The sequence below is a fragment of the Stenotrophomonas maltophilia complex sp. Om-AH-Sm3 genome, assembly GCF_059337855.1.
Genome location: NZ_JBYBLQ010000001.1, coordinates 486,228 through 503,073, shown reverse-complemented (window position 1 = coordinate 503,073; position 16,846 = coordinate 486,228). Strand labels below are relative to the sequence as shown.

The 16,846-nt window shown below is 67.7% G+C and carries 19 protein-coding genes; 12 read left to right on the top strand and 7 right to left on the bottom strand.

What is annotated here, in order from left to right; all coding sequences use genetic code 11:
- Nucleotides 1–90 precede the first annotated feature (90 nt).
- From AC10QF_RS02340 to AC10QF_RS02325, 4 genes are all read left to right on the top strand, one after another.
- Nucleotides 91–1,095: a LacI family DNA-binding transcriptional regulator gene (locus AC10QF_RS02340; RefSeq protein ID WP_494541670.1), complete on the top strand. Its 1,005-nt coding sequence runs from the start codon at nt 91–93 to the stop codon at nt 1,093–1,095.
- A 147-nt stretch (nt 1,096–1,242) separates the two neighbouring features.
- On the top strand, nt 1,243–2,295 hold the full coding sequence (locus AC10QF_RS02335) for a sensor domain-containing diguanylate cyclase (RefSeq protein ID WP_111127856.1): 1,053 nt from the start codon (nt 1,243–1,245) through the stop codon (nt 2,293–2,295).
- A 116-nt stretch (nt 2,296–2,411) separates the two neighbouring features.
- The gene (locus AC10QF_RS02330) at nt 2,412–3,437 is read left to right on the top strand and encodes an AI-2E family transporter (RefSeq protein WP_053497611.1); all 1,026 of its coding nucleotides are present in this window, start codon (nt 2,412–2,414) and stop codon (nt 3,435–3,437) included.
- Between the two features lie 162 nt (nt 3,438–3,599).
- Entirely contained in the window at nt 3,600–5,342 is a 1,743-nt protein-coding gene (locus AC10QF_RS02325) for a GGDEF domain-containing protein (protein WP_494541669.1), read from the top strand.
- Nucleotides 5,343–5,351: 9 nt separating this feature from the next.
- On the opposite strand, the gene AC10QF_RS02320 is transcribed toward AC10QF_RS02325, so the two are convergent.
- Complete coding sequence (locus AC10QF_RS02320) at nt 5,352–5,858, bottom strand: PaaI family thioesterase (protein ID WP_494541668.1); 507 nt, start codon at nt 5,856–5,858, stop codon at nt 5,352–5,354.
- A 36-nt stretch (nt 5,859–5,894) separates the two neighbouring features.
- The gene (locus AC10QF_RS02315) at nt 5,895–6,332 is read right to left on the bottom strand and encodes a hypothetical protein (RefSeq protein WP_494541667.1); all 438 of its coding nucleotides are present in this window, start codon (nt 6,330–6,332) and stop codon (nt 5,895–5,897) included.
- 285 nt (nt 6,333–6,617) lie between these two features.
- Here AC10QF_RS02315 and AC10QF_RS02310 point away from each other — a divergent pair, with 285 nt between their 5' ends.
- The 6 genes from AC10QF_RS02310 to AC10QF_RS02285 all read left to right on the top strand — a co-directional run bounded on the left by AC10QF_RS02310 (nt 6,618) and on the right by AC10QF_RS02285 (nt 11,444).
- Entirely contained in the window at nt 6,618–7,049 is a 432-nt protein-coding gene (locus AC10QF_RS02310; RefSeq protein ID WP_053497616.1) for a pyridoxamine 5'-phosphate oxidase family protein, read from the top strand.
- A gap of 94 nt (nt 7,050–7,143) precedes the next feature.
- The gene (locus tag AC10QF_RS02305; protein WP_005415652.1) at nt 7,144–7,725 is read left to right on the top strand and encodes an NMCC_0638 family (lipo)protein; all 582 of its coding nucleotides are present in this window, start codon (nt 7,144–7,146) and stop codon (nt 7,723–7,725) included.
- 204 nt (nt 7,726–7,929) lie between these two features.
- Nucleotides 7,930–8,397 carry a DUF2975 domain-containing protein gene (locus tag AC10QF_RS02300; protein WP_032954010.1) on the top strand — a complete coding sequence of 156 codons (468 nt, stop codon included), beginning with the start codon at nt 7,930–7,932 and terminating at the stop codon, nt 8,395–8,397.
- Nucleotides 8,397–8,621, top strand: coding sequence for a helix-turn-helix domain-containing protein (locus AC10QF_RS02295; RefSeq protein ID WP_061479178.1), 225 nt, complete (start codon nt 8,397–8,399; stop codon nt 8,619–8,621). Before AC10QF_RS02300 ends, AC10QF_RS02295 begins: the two co-directional genes overlap by 1 nt.
- A gap of 43 nt (nt 8,622–8,664) precedes the next feature.
- Nucleotides 8,665–10,206: a TerC family protein gene (locus AC10QF_RS02290; RefSeq protein WP_494541666.1), complete on the top strand. Its 1,542-nt coding sequence runs from the start codon at nt 8,665–8,667 to the stop codon at nt 10,204–10,206.
- A gap of 101 nt (nt 10,207–10,307) precedes the next feature.
- Nucleotides 10,308–11,444: a metallophosphoesterase gene (locus AC10QF_RS02285; RefSeq protein ID WP_494541704.1), complete on the top strand. Its 1,137-nt coding sequence runs from the start codon at nt 10,308–10,310 to the stop codon at nt 11,442–11,444.
- Nucleotides 11,445–11,581: 137 nt separating this feature from the next.
- On the opposite strand, the gene AC10QF_RS02280 is transcribed toward AC10QF_RS02285, so the two are convergent.
- The 5 genes from AC10QF_RS02280 to AC10QF_RS02260 form a co-directional block, all read right to left on the bottom strand.
- On the bottom strand, nt 11,582–12,220 hold the full coding sequence (locus tag AC10QF_RS02280) for a ferric reductase-like transmembrane domain-containing protein (RefSeq protein ID WP_494541665.1): 639 nt from the start codon (nt 12,218–12,220) through the stop codon (nt 11,582–11,584).
- A gap of 82 nt (nt 12,221–12,302) precedes the next feature.
- Nucleotides 12,303–13,037 carry an HvfC family RiPP maturation protein gene (locus AC10QF_RS02275; RefSeq protein WP_069139049.1) on the bottom strand — a complete coding sequence of 245 codons (735 nt, stop codon included), beginning with the start codon at nt 13,035–13,037 and terminating at the stop codon, nt 12,303–12,305.
- Entirely contained in the window at nt 13,030–13,869 is an 840-nt protein-coding gene (locus tag AC10QF_RS02270; RefSeq protein ID WP_069139050.1) for an HvfB family MNIO-type RiPP peptide maturase, read from the bottom strand. The genes AC10QF_RS02275 and AC10QF_RS02270 overlap by 8 nt, the downstream gene beginning before the upstream one ends.
- A gap of 56 nt (nt 13,870–13,925) precedes the next feature.
- Entirely contained in the window at nt 13,926–14,402 is a 477-nt protein-coding gene (locus AC10QF_RS02265; RefSeq protein ID WP_069139051.1) for an HvfA family oxazolone/thioamide-modified RiPP metallophore, read from the bottom strand.
- A 100-nt stretch (nt 14,403–14,502) separates the two neighbouring features.
- Entirely contained in the window at nt 14,503–15,147 is a 645-nt protein-coding gene (locus AC10QF_RS02260; protein WP_494541664.1) for an HvfX family Cu-binding RiPP maturation protein, read from the bottom strand.
- A 342-nt stretch (nt 15,148–15,489) separates the two neighbouring features.
- Between AC10QF_RS02260 and AC10QF_RS02255 the strand changes: the two genes are divergently transcribed.
- Together AC10QF_RS02255 and AC10QF_RS02250 are read left to right on the top strand one after the other, a co-directional pair.
- Nucleotides 15,490–16,284, top strand: coding sequence for an alpha/beta fold hydrolase (locus tag AC10QF_RS02255; protein ID WP_111127863.1), 795 nt, complete (start codon nt 15,490–15,492; stop codon nt 16,282–16,284).
- A 3-nt stretch (nt 16,285–16,287) separates the two neighbouring features.
- Complete coding sequence (locus AC10QF_RS02250) at nt 16,288–16,833, top strand: redoxin family protein (RefSeq protein WP_069139054.1); 546 nt, start codon at nt 16,288–16,290, stop codon at nt 16,831–16,833.
- The last annotated feature ends 13 nt before the right edge of the window (nt 16,834–16,846 follow it).

Sequence of the window (16,846 nt, the reverse complement as noted above, 5' to 3'; positions counted from 1 at the left end):
TTCGCCCTCGATGCAATCGATTGCATTATCCTAGCAGGGGCGCACGCAGGACCTGTTGTGCACTGCACAGCGGACAGGAGAACTAACGCCATGGCCACCATCTACGACATCGCCAGGCACGTCGGCGTCTCCGCAGGCACGGTGTCACGGGCGCTTTCCCGGCCGGACAAGGTGCTGCCGGCCACCCGTGCGCGCATCGAGCAGGCCGCCGCCGCATTGGGCTATGTGCCCAACACGGTGGCCCGCACGCTCAAGACCCAGCGCAGCGGCAAGATCCTGGTCACCGTCCCGGACATCGCCAATCCGTTCTTCGCACAGATCCTGCAGGGTGCGGAGGAGGCCGCGCAGGCGGTCGGTTACGCGGTTCTGCTGGGCGATACCCAGCATCAACCCGATCGTGAGGAGCGCTACGCGCAGATGCTCCGGCGCAACGAGGCAGACGGCATGATCGTGCTGGGCCATCGCCTGCCACCGACCGCGCGCGAGATCGTCGAGCAGCGCGGCGCAGCTGCGCCGGTGGTCAATGGATGCGAGTTCGACCCCGCACTGGGCATCCCCAGCGTCCATATCGACAACGCGGCCGCCGCACGCGCGGTGATGGAGCACCTGTACGGCCTGGGGCACGAACGGATCGCCGTGGTCGGCGGGCCACCTGACAACCCCCTGCACCAGCAGCGGCTGGAAGGGGTCCGGGCCGCCGGCAAGGCGCGGGGTCGCCTGCGCCAGCTGAGCATCGTGCCCGGGGACTTTTCCGTTGAGTCCGGGCATGCGGCGGTGATGGCGCTGCTGGACGGCACGCCCGTGCCGTCCGCGGTGTTCTGCTTCAGCGACCAGATGGCACTTGGGGCACTGGCGGCCTGTCGCGACCGGGGCATCCGCGTTCCGGAAGCGCTCTCCATCGTCGGCTTCGACGACCTGGCCTCGTCGCGTTACCTCACCCCGCCGCTGACGACCATCCAGCAGCCGATGCGTGAAATCGGCGAGCGCGCGGTCAACCTGCTGCTCGCCATCATTGAACAGGTCGATGTACCGCTTCAGCAGACGCTGGAGTTCAGCTTCATGCTGCGCGGTTCGACGGCGGTGCCCAGGCGGTAGCGGAGGCGAGGCAGGGCAGCCGGAGCAGGGCGGCCGGCCCGCGCGTCGTCCCGCGACCTTGATCCCGAATTGACGCAAAGCTGTCAGACTCATCGCAGGCAGCCCGGCAAGGGCCGTAGCAGCGGGTGTGATCGCGCAGGGGGGGCAATGCCATTCTTTACCGATTCGGCGGAAGGCGCGGTCGAAGGCATTGGCGCGGCACGTCGCATCGGCTGGATGCGTTTCGTCGGCAATGGGCTGGGGGCGATCCCCATCGCTTCGATCATCCTCGAGCGCCACGATGGGCCGCTGGCATGGGCCCTGCTGCTGCTCAACGCGCTGGCGTGGCCTGCGCTGGCATTGAAGCTGACCCAGCGCTCCGGCCAGCCCGCGCTCGTCCAGTTCCGCTGCATGGTGGCCGACTCCTTGTTCGGCGGTGGCTGGATCGCCTTCATGGCATTGAGCGCGGTGCCCAGTGCACTGTTCGCCGCACTGCTGGTGGCCGACAAGATCGCTGCCGGTGGCGTTCGCCTGGCGATGCGCGCCACGCTGGCCCTGCTGGTGGGCTTTGCGCTCACATGGTGGGCGCTCGGCTTCCCTTACCAGCCGGTCACCTCGCAGCGCACGATCATGCTGAGCGTCCCGTTCCTGTTCGTGTATGGCATCGGCCTGAGCATTCTCAGCTGGCAGCTGGCGCGCCGGGTCAAATCGCAGAACCGCCAGCTGCAGCGTCTCAGCCGGATGGACCCGCTGGTCGAGCTGGCCAACCGCGGCTTCCTGATCCTGCGTGCGCAGCAGGCGCTGGACCGGGCACAGGGCCAGGGCGGCTTTGCCTGCCTGCTGATGCTCGATGTGGACGACTTCAAGCGCATCAATGACTCGCACGGCCACCGCGCCGGTGACGAGGTGCTGCGGCATATCGCGGCGACATTGCGCACCGTTGCCCGCCCAGGTGATACGCCCGCGCGGCTGGGGGGCGATGAGTTCGTCGTGCTGCTGCGCGACTGCGCGCCCGTCGATGCGATGCACGTGGCCGAGCGGGTGCGCCTGCACCTGCTCGAGGCTGCGCGGCAGGCCACGCCGGGGGTGGAATTCAGCGTCAGTATCGGCATTGCGGCCACGCCGCGTGGCGGCAGTGTCGAGGACTGGTTGGCACTGGCCGACCGCGCGCTGTACCACGCCAAGCGCCAGGGCAAGAACACCGCCAGCTACGGCGAGTGAGCGCGCGTGGGGACGGCACGGCTGCCGCCGAACGCGGATGAAATGCCCATTCATCCTGCACGCGGAATCAGCACGCCAATCCTCTACCATGGGCCACCCCGCCCGGACGCGCTCCCATGCAAGACGCTCTCGTTGCCCAGCCCAAGCCCCCCATCCCAAGGATCGCGGCATGGCTGATGATGCTGCTGGGCATGTGGCTGGCGCTGAAACTGGGCCTGGTGGTCACCCTGCTGTCCGGCCTGCTGGTGTTCCAGCTGACCCACCTGCTGGCCTCCACCGTGGAAGGCAGGCTGCCGCCGGGACGCGCACGGGCGATCGCAGTGATCGTGCTGTCGGCGATCATCATCAGTGCGCTGGTGCTGGCGGGGATCGGCGTGGCCTCGTTCTTCCGCAACGAGACCGGTGGCCCGGACGCTTTGCTGGCGCGCCTGATGGAGATCCTCAACACCTCGCGGCACCAGGTGCCGGCGCTGCTGCAACCCTACATTCCCGAAGACATGCCAGCGCTGCGCGCGGCGCTGAACGACTGGGCCGCCGAGCATCAGCGCCAGCTGGGCGTGGCCGGTACCTCGGTGGTCCAGGTGGGTGTGCGCGTACTGATCGGCATGGTGCTGGGTGCGATGATCGCACTGTATGACGAACTGCCGCTGCCGAAGATGGGTCCGCTGGCGCAGGAGCTGGTCGGGCGCACCAGCCGCCTGGCCACCGCGTTCCGTCAGGTGGTGTTCGCGCAGGTGAAGATCTCGCTGCTCAACACCGTGTTCACCGCGATCTTCCTGCTGGGCGTGCTGCCGTTGTTCGGCGTGCACCTGCCGCTGTCCAAGACCCTGGTGCTGATCACCTTCCTGGCCGGCCTGCTGCCGGTGGTGGGCAACATCATCTCCAACACGATCATCACCATCGTCGCACTGTCGGTCTCGTTCTATGTGGCGGTGGCGGCGCTGCTGTACCTGATCGTGATCCACAAGCTGGAGTACTTCCTCAACGCGCGCATTGTGGGTGGCGAAATCCAGGCGCGGGCCTGGGAGCTGCTGCTGGCCATGCTGGTGATGGAGGCGGCCTTCGGCCTGCCGGGCCTGGTCGCCGCGCCGGTGTTCTATGCCTACGTGAAGCGCGAACTGGTCGACCAGCGCTGGATCTGACGCGGCGGGGCATGACGTATTTGTCCCGATTCGAGCGTCCGCGCGGCCTTGTCGGTGCGTTCGCGGCGCGCACGGTGTACCCACGGCCACGGTTGGCCCGTTAGCGGCTTGGCGCCTGTGCAGGCGGCCGCTACAGTGTTCCGCACGACAGGGGAAATGTGCATGGCCCGCAAGGCGTCGCCCATCGGATTGCGGACCTGGGTCTGGATCCTGGCCGGGCTGTTCGTAGTCTGTACGCTGCCGCTGATGGCCATCGCACTGGTGCAGGGCACGCTGCGCTTCACCGCCGCCGAGGACAACCTGGTCAGCCTGCGCCGGCTGCAGCAGACCTTCGACCTGGCCAACCGGGTGTCGGCCGAGCGCGGCCCCGCCAACAGCCTGCTGGGAGCCAATACGGCCGATGCGGCCGAACAGGCCCGGCTGACCGCGCAGCTGGCGGTTGCGCGCAAGCGGGTCGACACCGCCCTGCTGCAACTGGACACCGTGTTCAAGGCCGATCCCGGCGTGGTCGGCGAACATGGGCTGTTGGCCGACGTGCAACGTCGCCTGCAGTCGGCGCGGGCCGCAGTGGACCAGGTGGCGGCACAGCCGCACGACGCGCGCCGGGTGGAAGACGTGGAGCGCGCGATCAGCAGCATGTTCGCCGTGGTCGATCGCCTGCACGTGTTGACCTCGACGCAGATCGGCGTGCTGGTCAGTGCCGACCGCGAAGCGGCGATCCCGGCAATGCAGGGCCAGGTGCTGATCGACCTGCGCGAGCATGGCGGCCGCCTGGCCTCGAACGTGATGGCGCCGGTGGCGGTACCGGGGGCCTGGCGTGACGAACAGGTGCGGGCGGCATTGCAGACCGAAGGCCGCCTGCTGGAGCTGTGGCGGCTGGCAGGCAGCCATGAAGCCGTGTTCCGCAGCGATCCGACGCTGTCCTGGCATTGGGACATGGCACGCCGCCAGTTCTTCGGCGAATCGCTGCCGATGATCGAACAGCTGATCGAAGATGGCCGGCGGGGCGTGCCGCCGCCGTGGACCGCCGCCGAGTTCACCACGCGCTACGTGCCGACCCTGCGGTCGCTGGAAGCGCTGCGTGATGGTTACCTGAGCGTGTCCATCGCCCGTTTCGAGCGCACCCGCAACCGCGAAGCGACGCGCCTGGTGGTGCTGGTGGCGACGGTGCTGGGCACGCTGGTGGTGCTGGGCGTGGCGCTGCGCATCGCCCATCTGCAGATCCTGCGGCCGCTGCTGCAGGCGCAGAAGCAGGTCATCCAGATCGCCTCGGAAGCCCCCGGCCCGGAGCAGCATGTGACCCACCCGCTGGCCGAGATGCAGCGCCTGTTCGATGCCATCGAAGTGCTGCGCGAGAAGTCACGCGAGCGCTCGGCATTGACCAGCGAGCTGCGCCAGCTGGCCGGCACCGATGAGCTGACGGGGCTGTTGAACCGGCGCGCGCTGGACGAGTTGGTGCAGCAGCGTCATGCCGACGGCGGCAACAGCGCGGTGGTGATCCTGCTGGACGTGGACCGCTTCAAGGCGATCAACGATGGCCACGGGCATGACGCCGGTGACGAGGTGCTGGTGCAGGTGGCGCAGCTGCTGCAGCGCCACCTGCGCCGCAGCGACAGCATTGCCCGCTATGGTGGCGAGGAGTTTCTCGTGTTGCTGGCCGACGGTGATCTGGCCGGTGGCCGCCGGCTGGCCGAGTCGCTGCGGGTGGCGCTGCAGCGGCTGGACATCGCCCTGGTCGGTGGCAAGGTGCTGCGGGTTACCGCCAGCTTCGGTGTGGCCGAGGGCGGCACCGACGCGCTGGGCTGGCGCACCCTGCTGCGTGCCGCCGACGCGGCCATGTACCAGGCCAAGGCGCAGGGCCGCGACCGCGTGCGCGTGGCTGGCGGCGGCCGCAACGCACGTTGACGGCACCCATCAGCCGGTCTGCGCATGCACGCGCCGCAGCGTGCGCGCAATCATCCGGCGCGCGATGGGACGCGGCACCGAGAGTCCACGCCAGCGCAGCGCACCCACCCGGAAAGTGGCGCTGGCAGTGGCCAGCACCCTGCCTGCCGGGTCGGTCAGCCAGCCGTGGGTGAAGGCGATGCTGCCCTTGCTGTGCTCGACTTCGCCCCAGCCGATGATCCGCCCCGGCCGCGCCGGGTTGACGAAACTGGTCTTGGACTCCACCGTGACCGCGATGCGGTTGGCTGGCAGGGTGGCGTAGATCGCCGGCCCCATGCAGTCGTCCAGCATCGCTGACAGGAATCCGCCCTGCACGTTGCCCATCGGGTTGGTGAGCACCGTCCCGGCGTCGAACTCGACCTGGATGCGGCGCAGTGCATCGTCATAGCCGACGAAGCGCCAGCCGAGCAGGGTGCCGGCCTGGGAGCGTGGAAGATCACCGTTGACCACGCTGTAGAAGATCGATTCGGGATTCATCGTGGAGCCTCGCGGGGGAGAGGGGAGAAAAGGAACTCACTCTGGTAGCGACAACAGGGCCAGCACGAATCCGATGACGGACAGCAGCACCACTGCGGCGCCAGCGGGCACCGGTGTACGTGCACCGGTGCGTCTCCGCACACCCGAAGCGACCAGGACCGGCGGCAGCGTGGCGACCAGGCAGAACAGTTGGAACGCCGGCAGCTGCGGCAGTACGAAGTGGCCTCCGAAGAAGATCAGGCAGGCCAGCATCACGCCGGCACCGGCCAGTGCGATCCACCCGGCGCCGACCACGCGGATGAGTGCCATCAGCAGCACCTGCATGCGCGGTTCGATCTCCGCCCACGACATGCCCACGGCCTGCGCGTGGTAGGGCATGAAGTCGGAACGTTTCAGATAGGCCGCAGTAAACAGCGAGACAATGAAGAACGCCAACAGGTAGCAGCCGAACGCGAGCCAGGCGAACAGATCCATGTGGAGGCCATGCGGTTGCGAAGGAGTCGCCGCGCGCATGCCGGCTGCCATGCCGGTCGTGCCACGGGGTTGCGCGATTCTCCGGCAGCCCCCTGTTAGCCGGCTGTGGTGCTTCGCAGGGGCGTTCCTCCATCTGCTTTTAACGTGGGTATGGTGGTGTGGAGTGCGTCACGCACGGACCATGCGGCGTATCTCGTTTCCCGTGAAGAGGCCGCAAGTGCTCATCCACTTTCCGGTCACCGCTCTGCGCAGACGCTGGGCGTCCCTCCGATCAAGGACCGCACCGTGACCCAGCTCACCCTCCCAGAACTTGCCAAGAAAATGGCCGGCATCGATTTCACGATGCTGCAGACCCACGCCGGTGGAGAAATTGCCGGTCGCCCCATGAGCAACAACGGTGACGTGGACTATGACGGTGACAGCTGGTTCTTCACCATGGAAGACACCGACATGGTGCGCGAGATCGAGGCTGACCCTGCCGTCGCACTGGGTTTCTCCGGCAGCAAGTCGCTGCTGGGCAAGCCGCCGCTGTTCGTGCACGTGCAGGGAAGGGCAGCGCTGGTGCGCGATCGGGCCACGATGCGCGAGCACTGGGTGAAGGACCTGGAGCGGTGGTTCGAACAGGGAGTGGATACACCAGGACTGGTACTGATCCATGTGCGCGCCAGCCGCATCCACTACTGGGATGGCGAGGACGAGGGCGAAATCACGGCCTGATCCCGGTGCGGGGAGGCCGGCGGCAACGCGGCCGTTGCACGCCACGCCCGGGCTTTGCCATCCTCCCCGCTGCGTTCCGTACATTGGAGTTCCAATGCGCCCTGCCTCCTGGCTGATCCTGGCCCTGCTGCCTGCCCTGGCGGCGGCGCAGCCTGCGCGTGCACCCAAGGCCAGCGCACAAGCGCAGGACCCTTTCAGTGAGTTGTTCGATACCGCTTGCATGCAGCACATCGGCGCGCCAGCGCGGTTGCAGTCGTTGATGGAATCCAACGGGCTGTCACCGCTGCAGCCTGCCGAGGCGGCAACGTTGCTGCAGGGGCAGTCGGGCGTGGCCTGGATGGTGCCGCTGGCCAGCGGCCGCTATGCAGTCAGCTGGGCTGACGATGGCACGTGCACGGTCTACGCCGAAAAGGCCGACGCGGCGGTCGTGCAGAAGGGCTTTGCCCGGTTGGTGCAGGCGGCGCCGACGCCGTTGCAGGCGCGCTCGCTGCCAGGCCGTGGGCCGTTGTCGGCGGACCAGGTGGCGATCCAGTACGGCTGGGCCACGCCCGGGCAGGCCAAGCTGCAGGTGCGTTTCCGGCTGGTGACGCGGCAGGCCGCCGAGGCCGGCGTGCAGGCGATGGCCTCGGTGACGCCGGGCGAAGCGATGCTGGAGCAGGCTGCACCCAGTCGGTAACGCTGGCCCCGCGCCGCGCAGGCTGCCCATGCCTGCGATTCAGCCTTTCACGCTGGTTGTGATATATCGTTTATCGATAAATCCACCCCGGGGCGGCGAGGCCGCCCCAATGCCGGAGGCCGCTTGACCGCTCGTCCCGCCCGCGCCAGACCCGCGCGAGGCTTGTTCACCCTGGCCCAGGCCGCCGTCCAGGCCGTCCGGGCGATGTGCTGGCTGGGCATCCTGGCCGCACTGCTGGCCGTGCCGCTGGTCGCGCACGACCGTCGCTGGCTGCTCGACAGCGTCCACGATGCCGCTGCCGCTGCTGCGCACGGCAACGCCCTGTTCCTGCACTTCTGCCTGGGGCTGGCTGTGATCGTCGCGCTGCTGGTGCTGTGCCTGCTGTTCCTGCGCCATCTGCTGCGGCTGCTGAAATCGGCGGCGCGCGAAAGGCCGTTCACCCACGCCAATGCGCAGCGCCTGCAACGCATGGCGTGGCTGATGCTGGCGATGGAGCTGCTGTCGATCCTGATCGGCGCCTACGCGGCCTGGATGGGCCCGGACTTCAGCTGGATGGAGGTGGGCGGCGGCATGTCGATCACCGGGCTGGTGGCGGTGCTGATGCTGTTCGTGCTGGCACGCGTCTTCGCCGTGGGCGCGGCGATGCGCGATGACCTCGACGGTGTCATCTGATGGCAATCGTCATCACCCTGGACCGCGTGCTGCAGGAACGGGGCATGACCCTGTCCGAGCTGGCCGGTCGCATCGACATCACCCTGGCGAACCTGTCGATCCTGAAGACCGGCAAGGCGCGCGCCATCCGCTTTTCCACGCTGGATGCAATCTGCCGGGAGCTGCAATGCACGCCTGGCGACCTGCTCGGGTACGACCCGTCGCACACGCAGGACGCAGACTGAGTGTTTGTTCTTCTCCCTTACCTACTGACGAAACGGACCTGAAATGGAATGGTTGGCTGACCCCTCGATATGGATGGGCCTTGCAACCCTGGTCGTGCTTGAGATCGTGCTCGGCATCGACAACCTGGTGTTCATCGCGATCCTTGCCGACAAGCTTCCGCCACACCAGCGCGACCGCGCGCGGGTGATCGGCCTGGCACTGGCCCTGCTGATGCGGCTGGTGCTGCTGGCGGCGCTGGCCTGGATCATGAAACTGACCGAGCCGCTGCTTACGCTGTTCGAGCACAGCTTCTCCGGGCGTGACCTGATCTTGCTGGGCGGTGGCCTGTTCCTGCTGTTCAAGGGCACCATGGAGCTGCACGAACGGCTGGAAGGCCGCGCGCACCACGAAGACGGCAAGAAGGTCTACGCCAGCTTCGCAATGGTGGTGGCGCAGATCGTGGTGCTCGATGCGGTGTTCTCGCTGGACTCGGTGATCACCGCGGTCGGCATGGTCGACAACCTGGGCGTGATGTATGCCGCCGTCACCATCGCGATGGCGCTGATGCTGCTGGCGAGCAAGCCGTTGACCCGCTTCGTCAACAAGCACCCCACCGTGGTGGTGCTGTGCCTGGGCTTCCTGCTGATGATCGGTTTCAGCCTGGTGGCCGAGGGCCTGGGCTACAAGATCCCGAAGGGCTACCTGTACGCGGCGATCGCCTTCTCGATCCTGGTCGAGGCGTTCAATCAGTGGGTGCGTTTCAATCGTGAGCGCAACGAGCGCCGCCAGCCGTTCCGGCAGCGCACCGCTGATGCGGTGCTGCGCATGCTCGGCGCGCGCCCGGCCAATGGCCATGCCGATGACGGCGTGGACGAGCCGGTAGATGCCGAAGAGCGCCTGCAGCCGGCCGAGCACGAGATGATCCGTAGCGTGCTGGGCCTGGCTGACCGGCCGGTGTCGAGCGTAATGACCGTGCGCGCCGATGTGCAGTGGATCGACCTGGCGCGGGGCCAGGAGGATGTGGTGGCCCGCCTGGTGGCATCGCCACACACCCGGCTGCTGGTGGGCGATGGTGACCTGGACAGCCTGCGTGGCGTGGTGCAGAGCCGCGACCTGCTGGCTGACCTGCTGCAGGGCAGGCCGCTGCAGCTGGAAGGCAACCTGCGCGAGCCGCAGTACGTGCTGTCCAGCGCCAGTGCGCTGCAGGCGCTGGAACTGATCCGCCAGCATCCGGTACCGCTGGCGGTGGCGGTGGATGAGTACGGCAGCGTGGAGGGCCTGGTGACCGCCAACGATCTGCTGGCGGCGATTGCCGGCGATCTGGTCGATACCCAGGACGAGCGCTATGGCGTGGTCGCGCAGGGCGAGGACCAGTGGGAGGCCGACGGTGCGCTGACCCTGGACGACCTGCAGCGGCTGACCGGCGTATCGCTGCCACGCAGTGCCGACTACATGACCATCTCCGGGCTGGTGCTGGAGCAGCTGGGCCGGCTGCCGGACACCGGCGATGCGGTGGAGGTGGCGGGTGTGCGCATCACCGTGCTGGCGATGGAGAAGCGCCGCATTGCCCGCCTGCGGGTGGAACACCTCGACCAGCCGTTGTAGAGCCGAGCCCATGCTGGGCTTCGGGGATGCAGCCGAGCATGGCTCGGCTCTACACAACATGGCCCGCAGCCGTCACCATGGCGGCCCGCTTTCTGTCATGGATGGTTGCAGTGCTGAGTACGATCGGTTTGTTGATGGGCCTGTATGTGGCCTGGCGCCTGTTCTGGCCACAGCGCATGCCCACTTGGCTGAAGGTCGTGCTGTCGCTGCTGCTGGTGGGCGTAGCCGTGCAGCTGCGCATCGTGGCGACCTTTTGGGGCACGATGGCGTCGCCGGAAATTCCGAAACTGGCCATCGCCACGCTGGCCACCGGCTCCACGGCGGTGCTGCTGCTGGCATTGGTGATGCTGGTACTGGACGCCGGCCTGCTGGTTTCGCGCCTGCTGCGTTGGCCGCGCATGGTATCGGCCCTGCGTGCACCGCAGCTGCGGCCGGCGGCCGGCGTGCTGGCCCTGCTGGTCAGTGGCTATGGTGTCAGCCAGGGCATGGCAGTGCCCCAGCCGCGGCAGATCGAGGTGAGCATTGCCGGGCTGCCAGCGGCGTTCGACGGCTATCGCGTGCTGCAGCTGACCGACATCCATGCCAGCCGCCTGCTGACAGGTGACTGGGTGCGCAAGGTGGTGGACCAGGGCAACGCGCTGAAGCCGGACCTGATCGTGATCACCGGTGATCTGATCGACGGCAGCGTCGAGGCCCGTCGCGACGACGCGCGACCCCTGGCCGATCTGCGGGCGCCGGACGGTGTCGTTGCCATTACCGGCAACCACGAGTATTACGCGCAGTACCAGGCATGGATGCAGGCGTTCCGCGCGCTGCACATGCAGGTGCTGGAGAACAGTCATTTGCAGGTACGACGCGGCGATGCGGCGCTCACCATCGCCGGTGTCACCGACCCGGTGGCGGCACGCTACGGCCTGCCGCTGCCGGATCTCCAGGCTGCACTGGAGGGTGCCGATCCGTCCGCGCCGGTGATCCTGCTCGATCACCGCCCGCGCAATGCACGCGAGGCGGCGGCGCGTGGGGTGAAGCTGCAGCTGTCCGGGCACACTCACGGTGGGCAGATCATCGGCATGGACCAGCTGGTGAAGCGCGCCAATGGCGGTTTTGTCTCCGGCCGCTATGACGTGGATGGGATGACGCTGTACGTGGGCAACGGTGCGGGCCTCTGGGCCGGTTTCCCGGCGCGCATCGGCGTGCCGTCGGAGATCACCCTGGTGACATTGCGCCGCGCGCCGTGACCTGAAGTGGGGCAGGTCCCTTTGCGCAGGGAGTTCGCTGCCTATCGCGCTGGGATCCCTCTGTAGAGCCGAGCCCATGCTCGGCTGAACCAGAGAGGCAGCCGAGCATGGGCTCGGCTCTACAAGTAACCGCCTCCTCAAGAACTCCGCAGCGGCGGCCGCGCATGCGCATTGCGCCGCAGTGACTGCGCCCGCTTGGCTATCCAGCGCACCACGAAGGCGGTGAACAGCAGTGCCGACGGCACCGCATACCAGAAGTTGCCTGGCACGCGCTTGAAGTACGAGTAGGTGAACACCGCCGCGATGATCCACATGCCGGTCAGGTGCAGGCGACGCCAAGCGGTGGGGCCCATGCGGCGGGCGATCCCCCGATGCGAGGTGATGGCCAGCGCCAGGATGGCGATGTAGCCCACCGTGCCCGGGAGGTTGGCCAGCGCGGATCGTGCTGGCCAGAACGCCGGGTTGAGGATGCCGAAACTGGTGATGGCGATGGCATGCAGCAGGTGCGAAAACGCGAAGGACAAACCGACGGTGCGCCGTTCGCGCAGCAGGAACCGGGTGAACGGGCCGGGCAGAAGACTGGCGAACGACGATGCGGTGAACGCCGCCAGGAACAGCAGGAACGATGTACGTGCAGTGACCCGTATCGCCGCACGGCTGCCTTCGGCTGCATCGGGATACACGGCGAAGGCCGCCAGCGCGAATGCGATCAGGACCACGGCCATGGCCATAAACAGGCGCCAGCCGTGCAGGAAGGAAGTGTTGGAAGCAGGCATGGTGAGACCTCGAAGCAGGAATGGGGAGCACCGACCGCTGGCCGGGCGATGAGTGGGTAGCGCCGGCCGCTGGCCGGCACCCTCAACAGTCGTTCGGCACAACCAGCACGCTCGCCGCACACAGCTCGCCCAGTACGGGCGCGCAGGCCGCGCGCAATGCGTCCGTTGCCACGCCATGTGCCCCGGACAGCACCCGGAGTGCTGCTTCCACAGCTGCGCCGTCGTCACCAAAGATCGATAGCAGCGCGTAGGCCAGCGGCGACAGCTGCTCGACCTGCAGGCTGAAATCGGCGAGGCGCCGGATCAGCAGCAGCGTGGGCGCAGCGCTCGGCACCGGCTCCAGGGCCTCGTCCTCATGCACCGGCCATTGGTAGCCCAGCACCCGCACCAGCGGCGAAACCGCCAGCACATCGCTGCCCTCGGGAACGCTGTGCAGCGACTGCCCGGCGTCACGCGCTTCAATGTGCAGCGACTGCAGCGTGCTCTCGTAGTGCGCCAGTTCCGCTGCCCAGGCCGGGAGTGCCAGCGTGTCCTGCACTGCCAGCCAGGCCGTGAACTCGCCGGCGATCTGTGGGAACAACGGGGTCTGGCAGGCGTGGTGGGCGTAGTAGTGCTCCACTGTGTCGCGCCAGTGTGGCGTGCCCAACTGCTGTTGCAGGCGCGGCAGGCTGCCGGCCAGCAGGGCGTCCAGGCTGTCGATGCACAGGCGGCGGTATACCGCCAGCCTGCCCGCCTCGACGCTGTCGGGTGCGGCCATTGCTGGGTCGCGCACATGATCGGCCCAGCGCCGTTGCAGGGTAGCCAGCGACTCAGCCATGGGCCACCTCGGGTGAACGTGCCTCGACCTGCGCCTGGCGGATCCGCGCAACCTCGGTCAGCAACTCCGCCAGCGGCGGAAAGTTGAAGTCGCGTTCGAGCAGCGTCGGGCGCACGCCGACCCGCGCATAGGCCTCGCGCAACAGCGCCCAGACCACGCCTTTCACCGGCGCGCCGTGGGTATCGATCTTGAAGCCATCACCTTCATCGAAATGGCCGGCCACATGCAGCGAGGCAACACGGTGGGACGGCACGCGGGCCAGGAATTCGAAAGCGTCGTAATCGTTGTTGCAGGCGTTGACGAAGACGTTGTTGACGTCCAGCAGCAGGTCGCAGTCGGCTTCGGCGAGCACGGCGTTGATGAAGTCGATCTCGCTCATGTCCGCGCCGGCAACGGCGTAGTAGGAGATGTTCTCCACGGCGATGCGCCGGCCCAGCATGTCCTGCACCTGGGCGATGCGACCGGCGACATGCTGTACGGCTTCGGCGGTGAACGGCAGCGGCAGCAGGTCGTAGACATGTCCGCCGGCGGCGCAGTAGCTCAGGTGTTCGCTGTACAACTGCACCTGGTGCAGGTCGAGGAAGGCACGGGTCTGTGCCAGCAGGGTGCGGTCCAGCGGATCAGGACCTCCCAGCGACAGCGACAGGCCGTGGCAGGTCAGGGGGTGGCGCTCGCTGAGCTGGCGCAGCGCGGCGCCGTGTGCACCGCCGACGCCGATCCAGTTGTCAGGAGAGACTTCGAGGAAGTCGATGGCACCGGCCGGCATTGCCAGCAGTTCGTCGATCAGGCCACGGCGCAGGCCAAGGCCGGCGGCATTGAAGGGCAGGGACATGGCGGATGCTCCAGAGAGAGGGCGCCGCCTTGAAGGCAGCGCCGGTTGGACGTCGATCAATCGGCAACGCGGGAGAACAGGCCCTTCGGCATCGGCTTGCCGTTGGCGGTGTAGACGCTGCGCAGGTAGTCGTGCGCTTCCTGCTCGCTGATGTAACCGTCGTGGTCGGTGTCGATGCGGTCGAACTCGGCGGCACGCTTGGCGGCCACCGCGTTGAACTCGGCGCGCGAGACCTTGCCGTCGTGGTCACGGTCGGTGCGGGCAAACGAGGCGTCGCCGCACTTGCCTTCGCCACACTGGCCCTCGGCCACCTTGGCCTTGCCGGCGGGCTTGCCGGTGGTGGCCTTGTTGGCCCCGCACTTGCCTTCGCCGCACTTGCCTTCGGCGGCGGCGCTCATGGCGACGGCGCTGATCGCCAGCGGTTGGATCGCTGCGGCCTGGCCGGCCAGCAGCAGGCCACCGGCCAGGGCGATGCCGATGGCACCAATGCGTGGCAGGCGGGAGGAGGGGGTGTTCTTGGTCGAGACGGACATGGTGGTGACTCCTTGGGGATGGCACGCCAGGCGTGCGGGATGGACGCCGCCTGAAGGCGACGGAAACGAAAGGAAGAAGCGCGGGAAGGGGCGAAGCAGGTCAGACGGTGCGACGACGGCGCAGCGCGTAGCCCAGTAGCAGCACGCCACCGAGCAGGGCGCCGCCGAAGCCGACGCCGGGCAACAGCGCGGCAACCGGCAGCAACAGGGCGATCAGGCTGACGCCCCAGCCCAGGCCGTCATTGCCGACGGGGGCATGCTGCGGGCCGGCCAGCAGCCGGTCCACGCTGAGCGCGCCACCGCCGTTGAGGATCAATGGCAGCAGCATGGCCAGGAACAGCAGCGGCAGCTTGAAGTTGCCGTAGCCCTGGTCGGTGATCGCGTAGCCCTGCCAGAGTTCACCCAGGCCGTTCCACTGATCGGGCCAGTGCACGGCGGCGATGGCGACCACCGTCAACACCCAGAAGACGTAGGCCACCGAGCGCGTGGCCAGGCCGAGCAGCAGCATCACCGCACCCACCAGTTCCAGCCAGGTGGCCAGTTGCCAGTTCAACGATGCGGGCAGGGTGGAGAACGGGAACGGGAAGCGACCTTCCAGGTCGGCGAACCAGTTCTGGCCGCCCAGCTTCTCGCGGCCGGACTCAAAGAACTCCCAGGCCAGCAGGATGCGCAGCGCCAATGGCGACAGCCAGCGGCCGACGGCGTCCAGGCGGGGGGTATACACGGAAGAGGCGGTGCTGATCATGGTGGTGTCCTGCGGGCCAGTGGTCGATGGAGGCCATTCCAGGCGGTGCAGGTATCGGCAACGTGTGCCGTTGCCCGGGGTTTTGTCAGCGACTGTGGCCGCGACCGGGGTTTCGTACAGTCCGATACAAAGACGATGCGTGGATGCACATCGGGGCGTTGTGCGCACGCGGGCGGGGAACGATGTCCGGCCGGTAGTAGCCGGCCTGGCCCGTCGCGCAAATGTATCCCAGTGTAGAAACCCGCCTGCGCCCTACAGTCCGGTACAACTCCGCGCCACGGAGAAACAGCGCCGATACACCGGCAGGCGGAAATGGCCACTCCCAACACCGGAGTGACACCCATGATCCGTACCTCCTTGCTTGCCGCCGCTCTCGCCCTGGCCGGCGCTGCCGCCCCCGCCTTCGCTACCCAGGTCGATACCGCTGCACCGCCCACCGTCATCCTGGTGCACGGCGCCTTCGCCGATGGCTCCAGCTGGAGCAAGGTCCTCACCACGCTGCACGACTGGAAGGTGCCGGCGGTGGCGGTGCAGAACCCGCTCACCTCACTGGCCGACGATGTGGCGGCCACCCGCCGCGCGATTGCCGCCGCGCCTGGCAAGGTGGTGCTGGTCGGCCACAGCTGGGGTGGCACGGTCATCACCGAAGCGGGCAATGACCCGAAGGTGCAGGCGCTGGTGTACGTGGCGGCCTTCGCACCGGATGCAGGGCAGTCTTCGGCGCAACAGGGCGAAGGCTTCCCGGTCGGGCCGGGCCTGGCCCGGCTGCAGGAGAGGGATGGCTACCTGACCTTGCCGGCCGATGCCATCGCCCAGGACTTCGCCCCGGACGTGATGAAAAAGTCGGCCGCACTGCTGTACAGCACGCAGGTCCCGTTGAAGGCCAGCGCGCTGGGCGAGGTGGTGAACGTGGCGGCCTGGCGCAGCAAGCCGAGCTGGTACGTGCTCAGCCGTGATGACCGCATGCTGTCGCCACAGCTGCAGGCCGCGACCGCACGTCGCATCGGTGCTCAGCTGCAATCGATCGGCAGCAGCCATGTGTCGCTGCTTTCGCACCCGGCGCAGGTGGCCGACAGCATCCTGGAAGCGGCGGGGGTGAAGCCGGTGGAGCTGCCGCTGGCCGAGCAGGGGGGCTGAGCGATGGCCGCACTGCGAGGGTACGCACTGCCGCTGCTGCTGGGCCTGCTCGGCGGAGCGGTGTTGTTGCTGGCATGGCCCAGCCCGGAGGCCGATGCGCGGCCGGCACAGGCCGTTCCCGCCACCGGGTTCGACGGTGGTGGGCCCTGGCACAACAGCCTACCGCTCACACTGAAGCAGTTGCGGGGACAGGTGGTGCTGGTCGAGTTCTGGACCTACACCTGCAGCAACTGCCTCAACGTGGCGCCGTATGTCCACCAGTGGCATGCACGCTACGCGCCGCAGGGCCTGAAGGTGATCGGCGTGCATACGCCGGAATTCGCCCATGAAGGGTTGCCCGGCAACGTGCGCAAGGCCATCGCGCGGTTGGATATCACCTGGCCGGTGGTGCAGGACAACCAGTACCGGATCTGGAACGCCTGGGGCAACCGCTTCTGGCCCGCGCTGTACCTGCTCGACCGGCAGGGGCGGGTGGTCTACCGCCATTACGGCGAGGGCGACTACGCCCGTACCGAAAGCGAGATCCAGCGCCTGCTGGCCAGCCCTTGAGCCGCGCTACCAT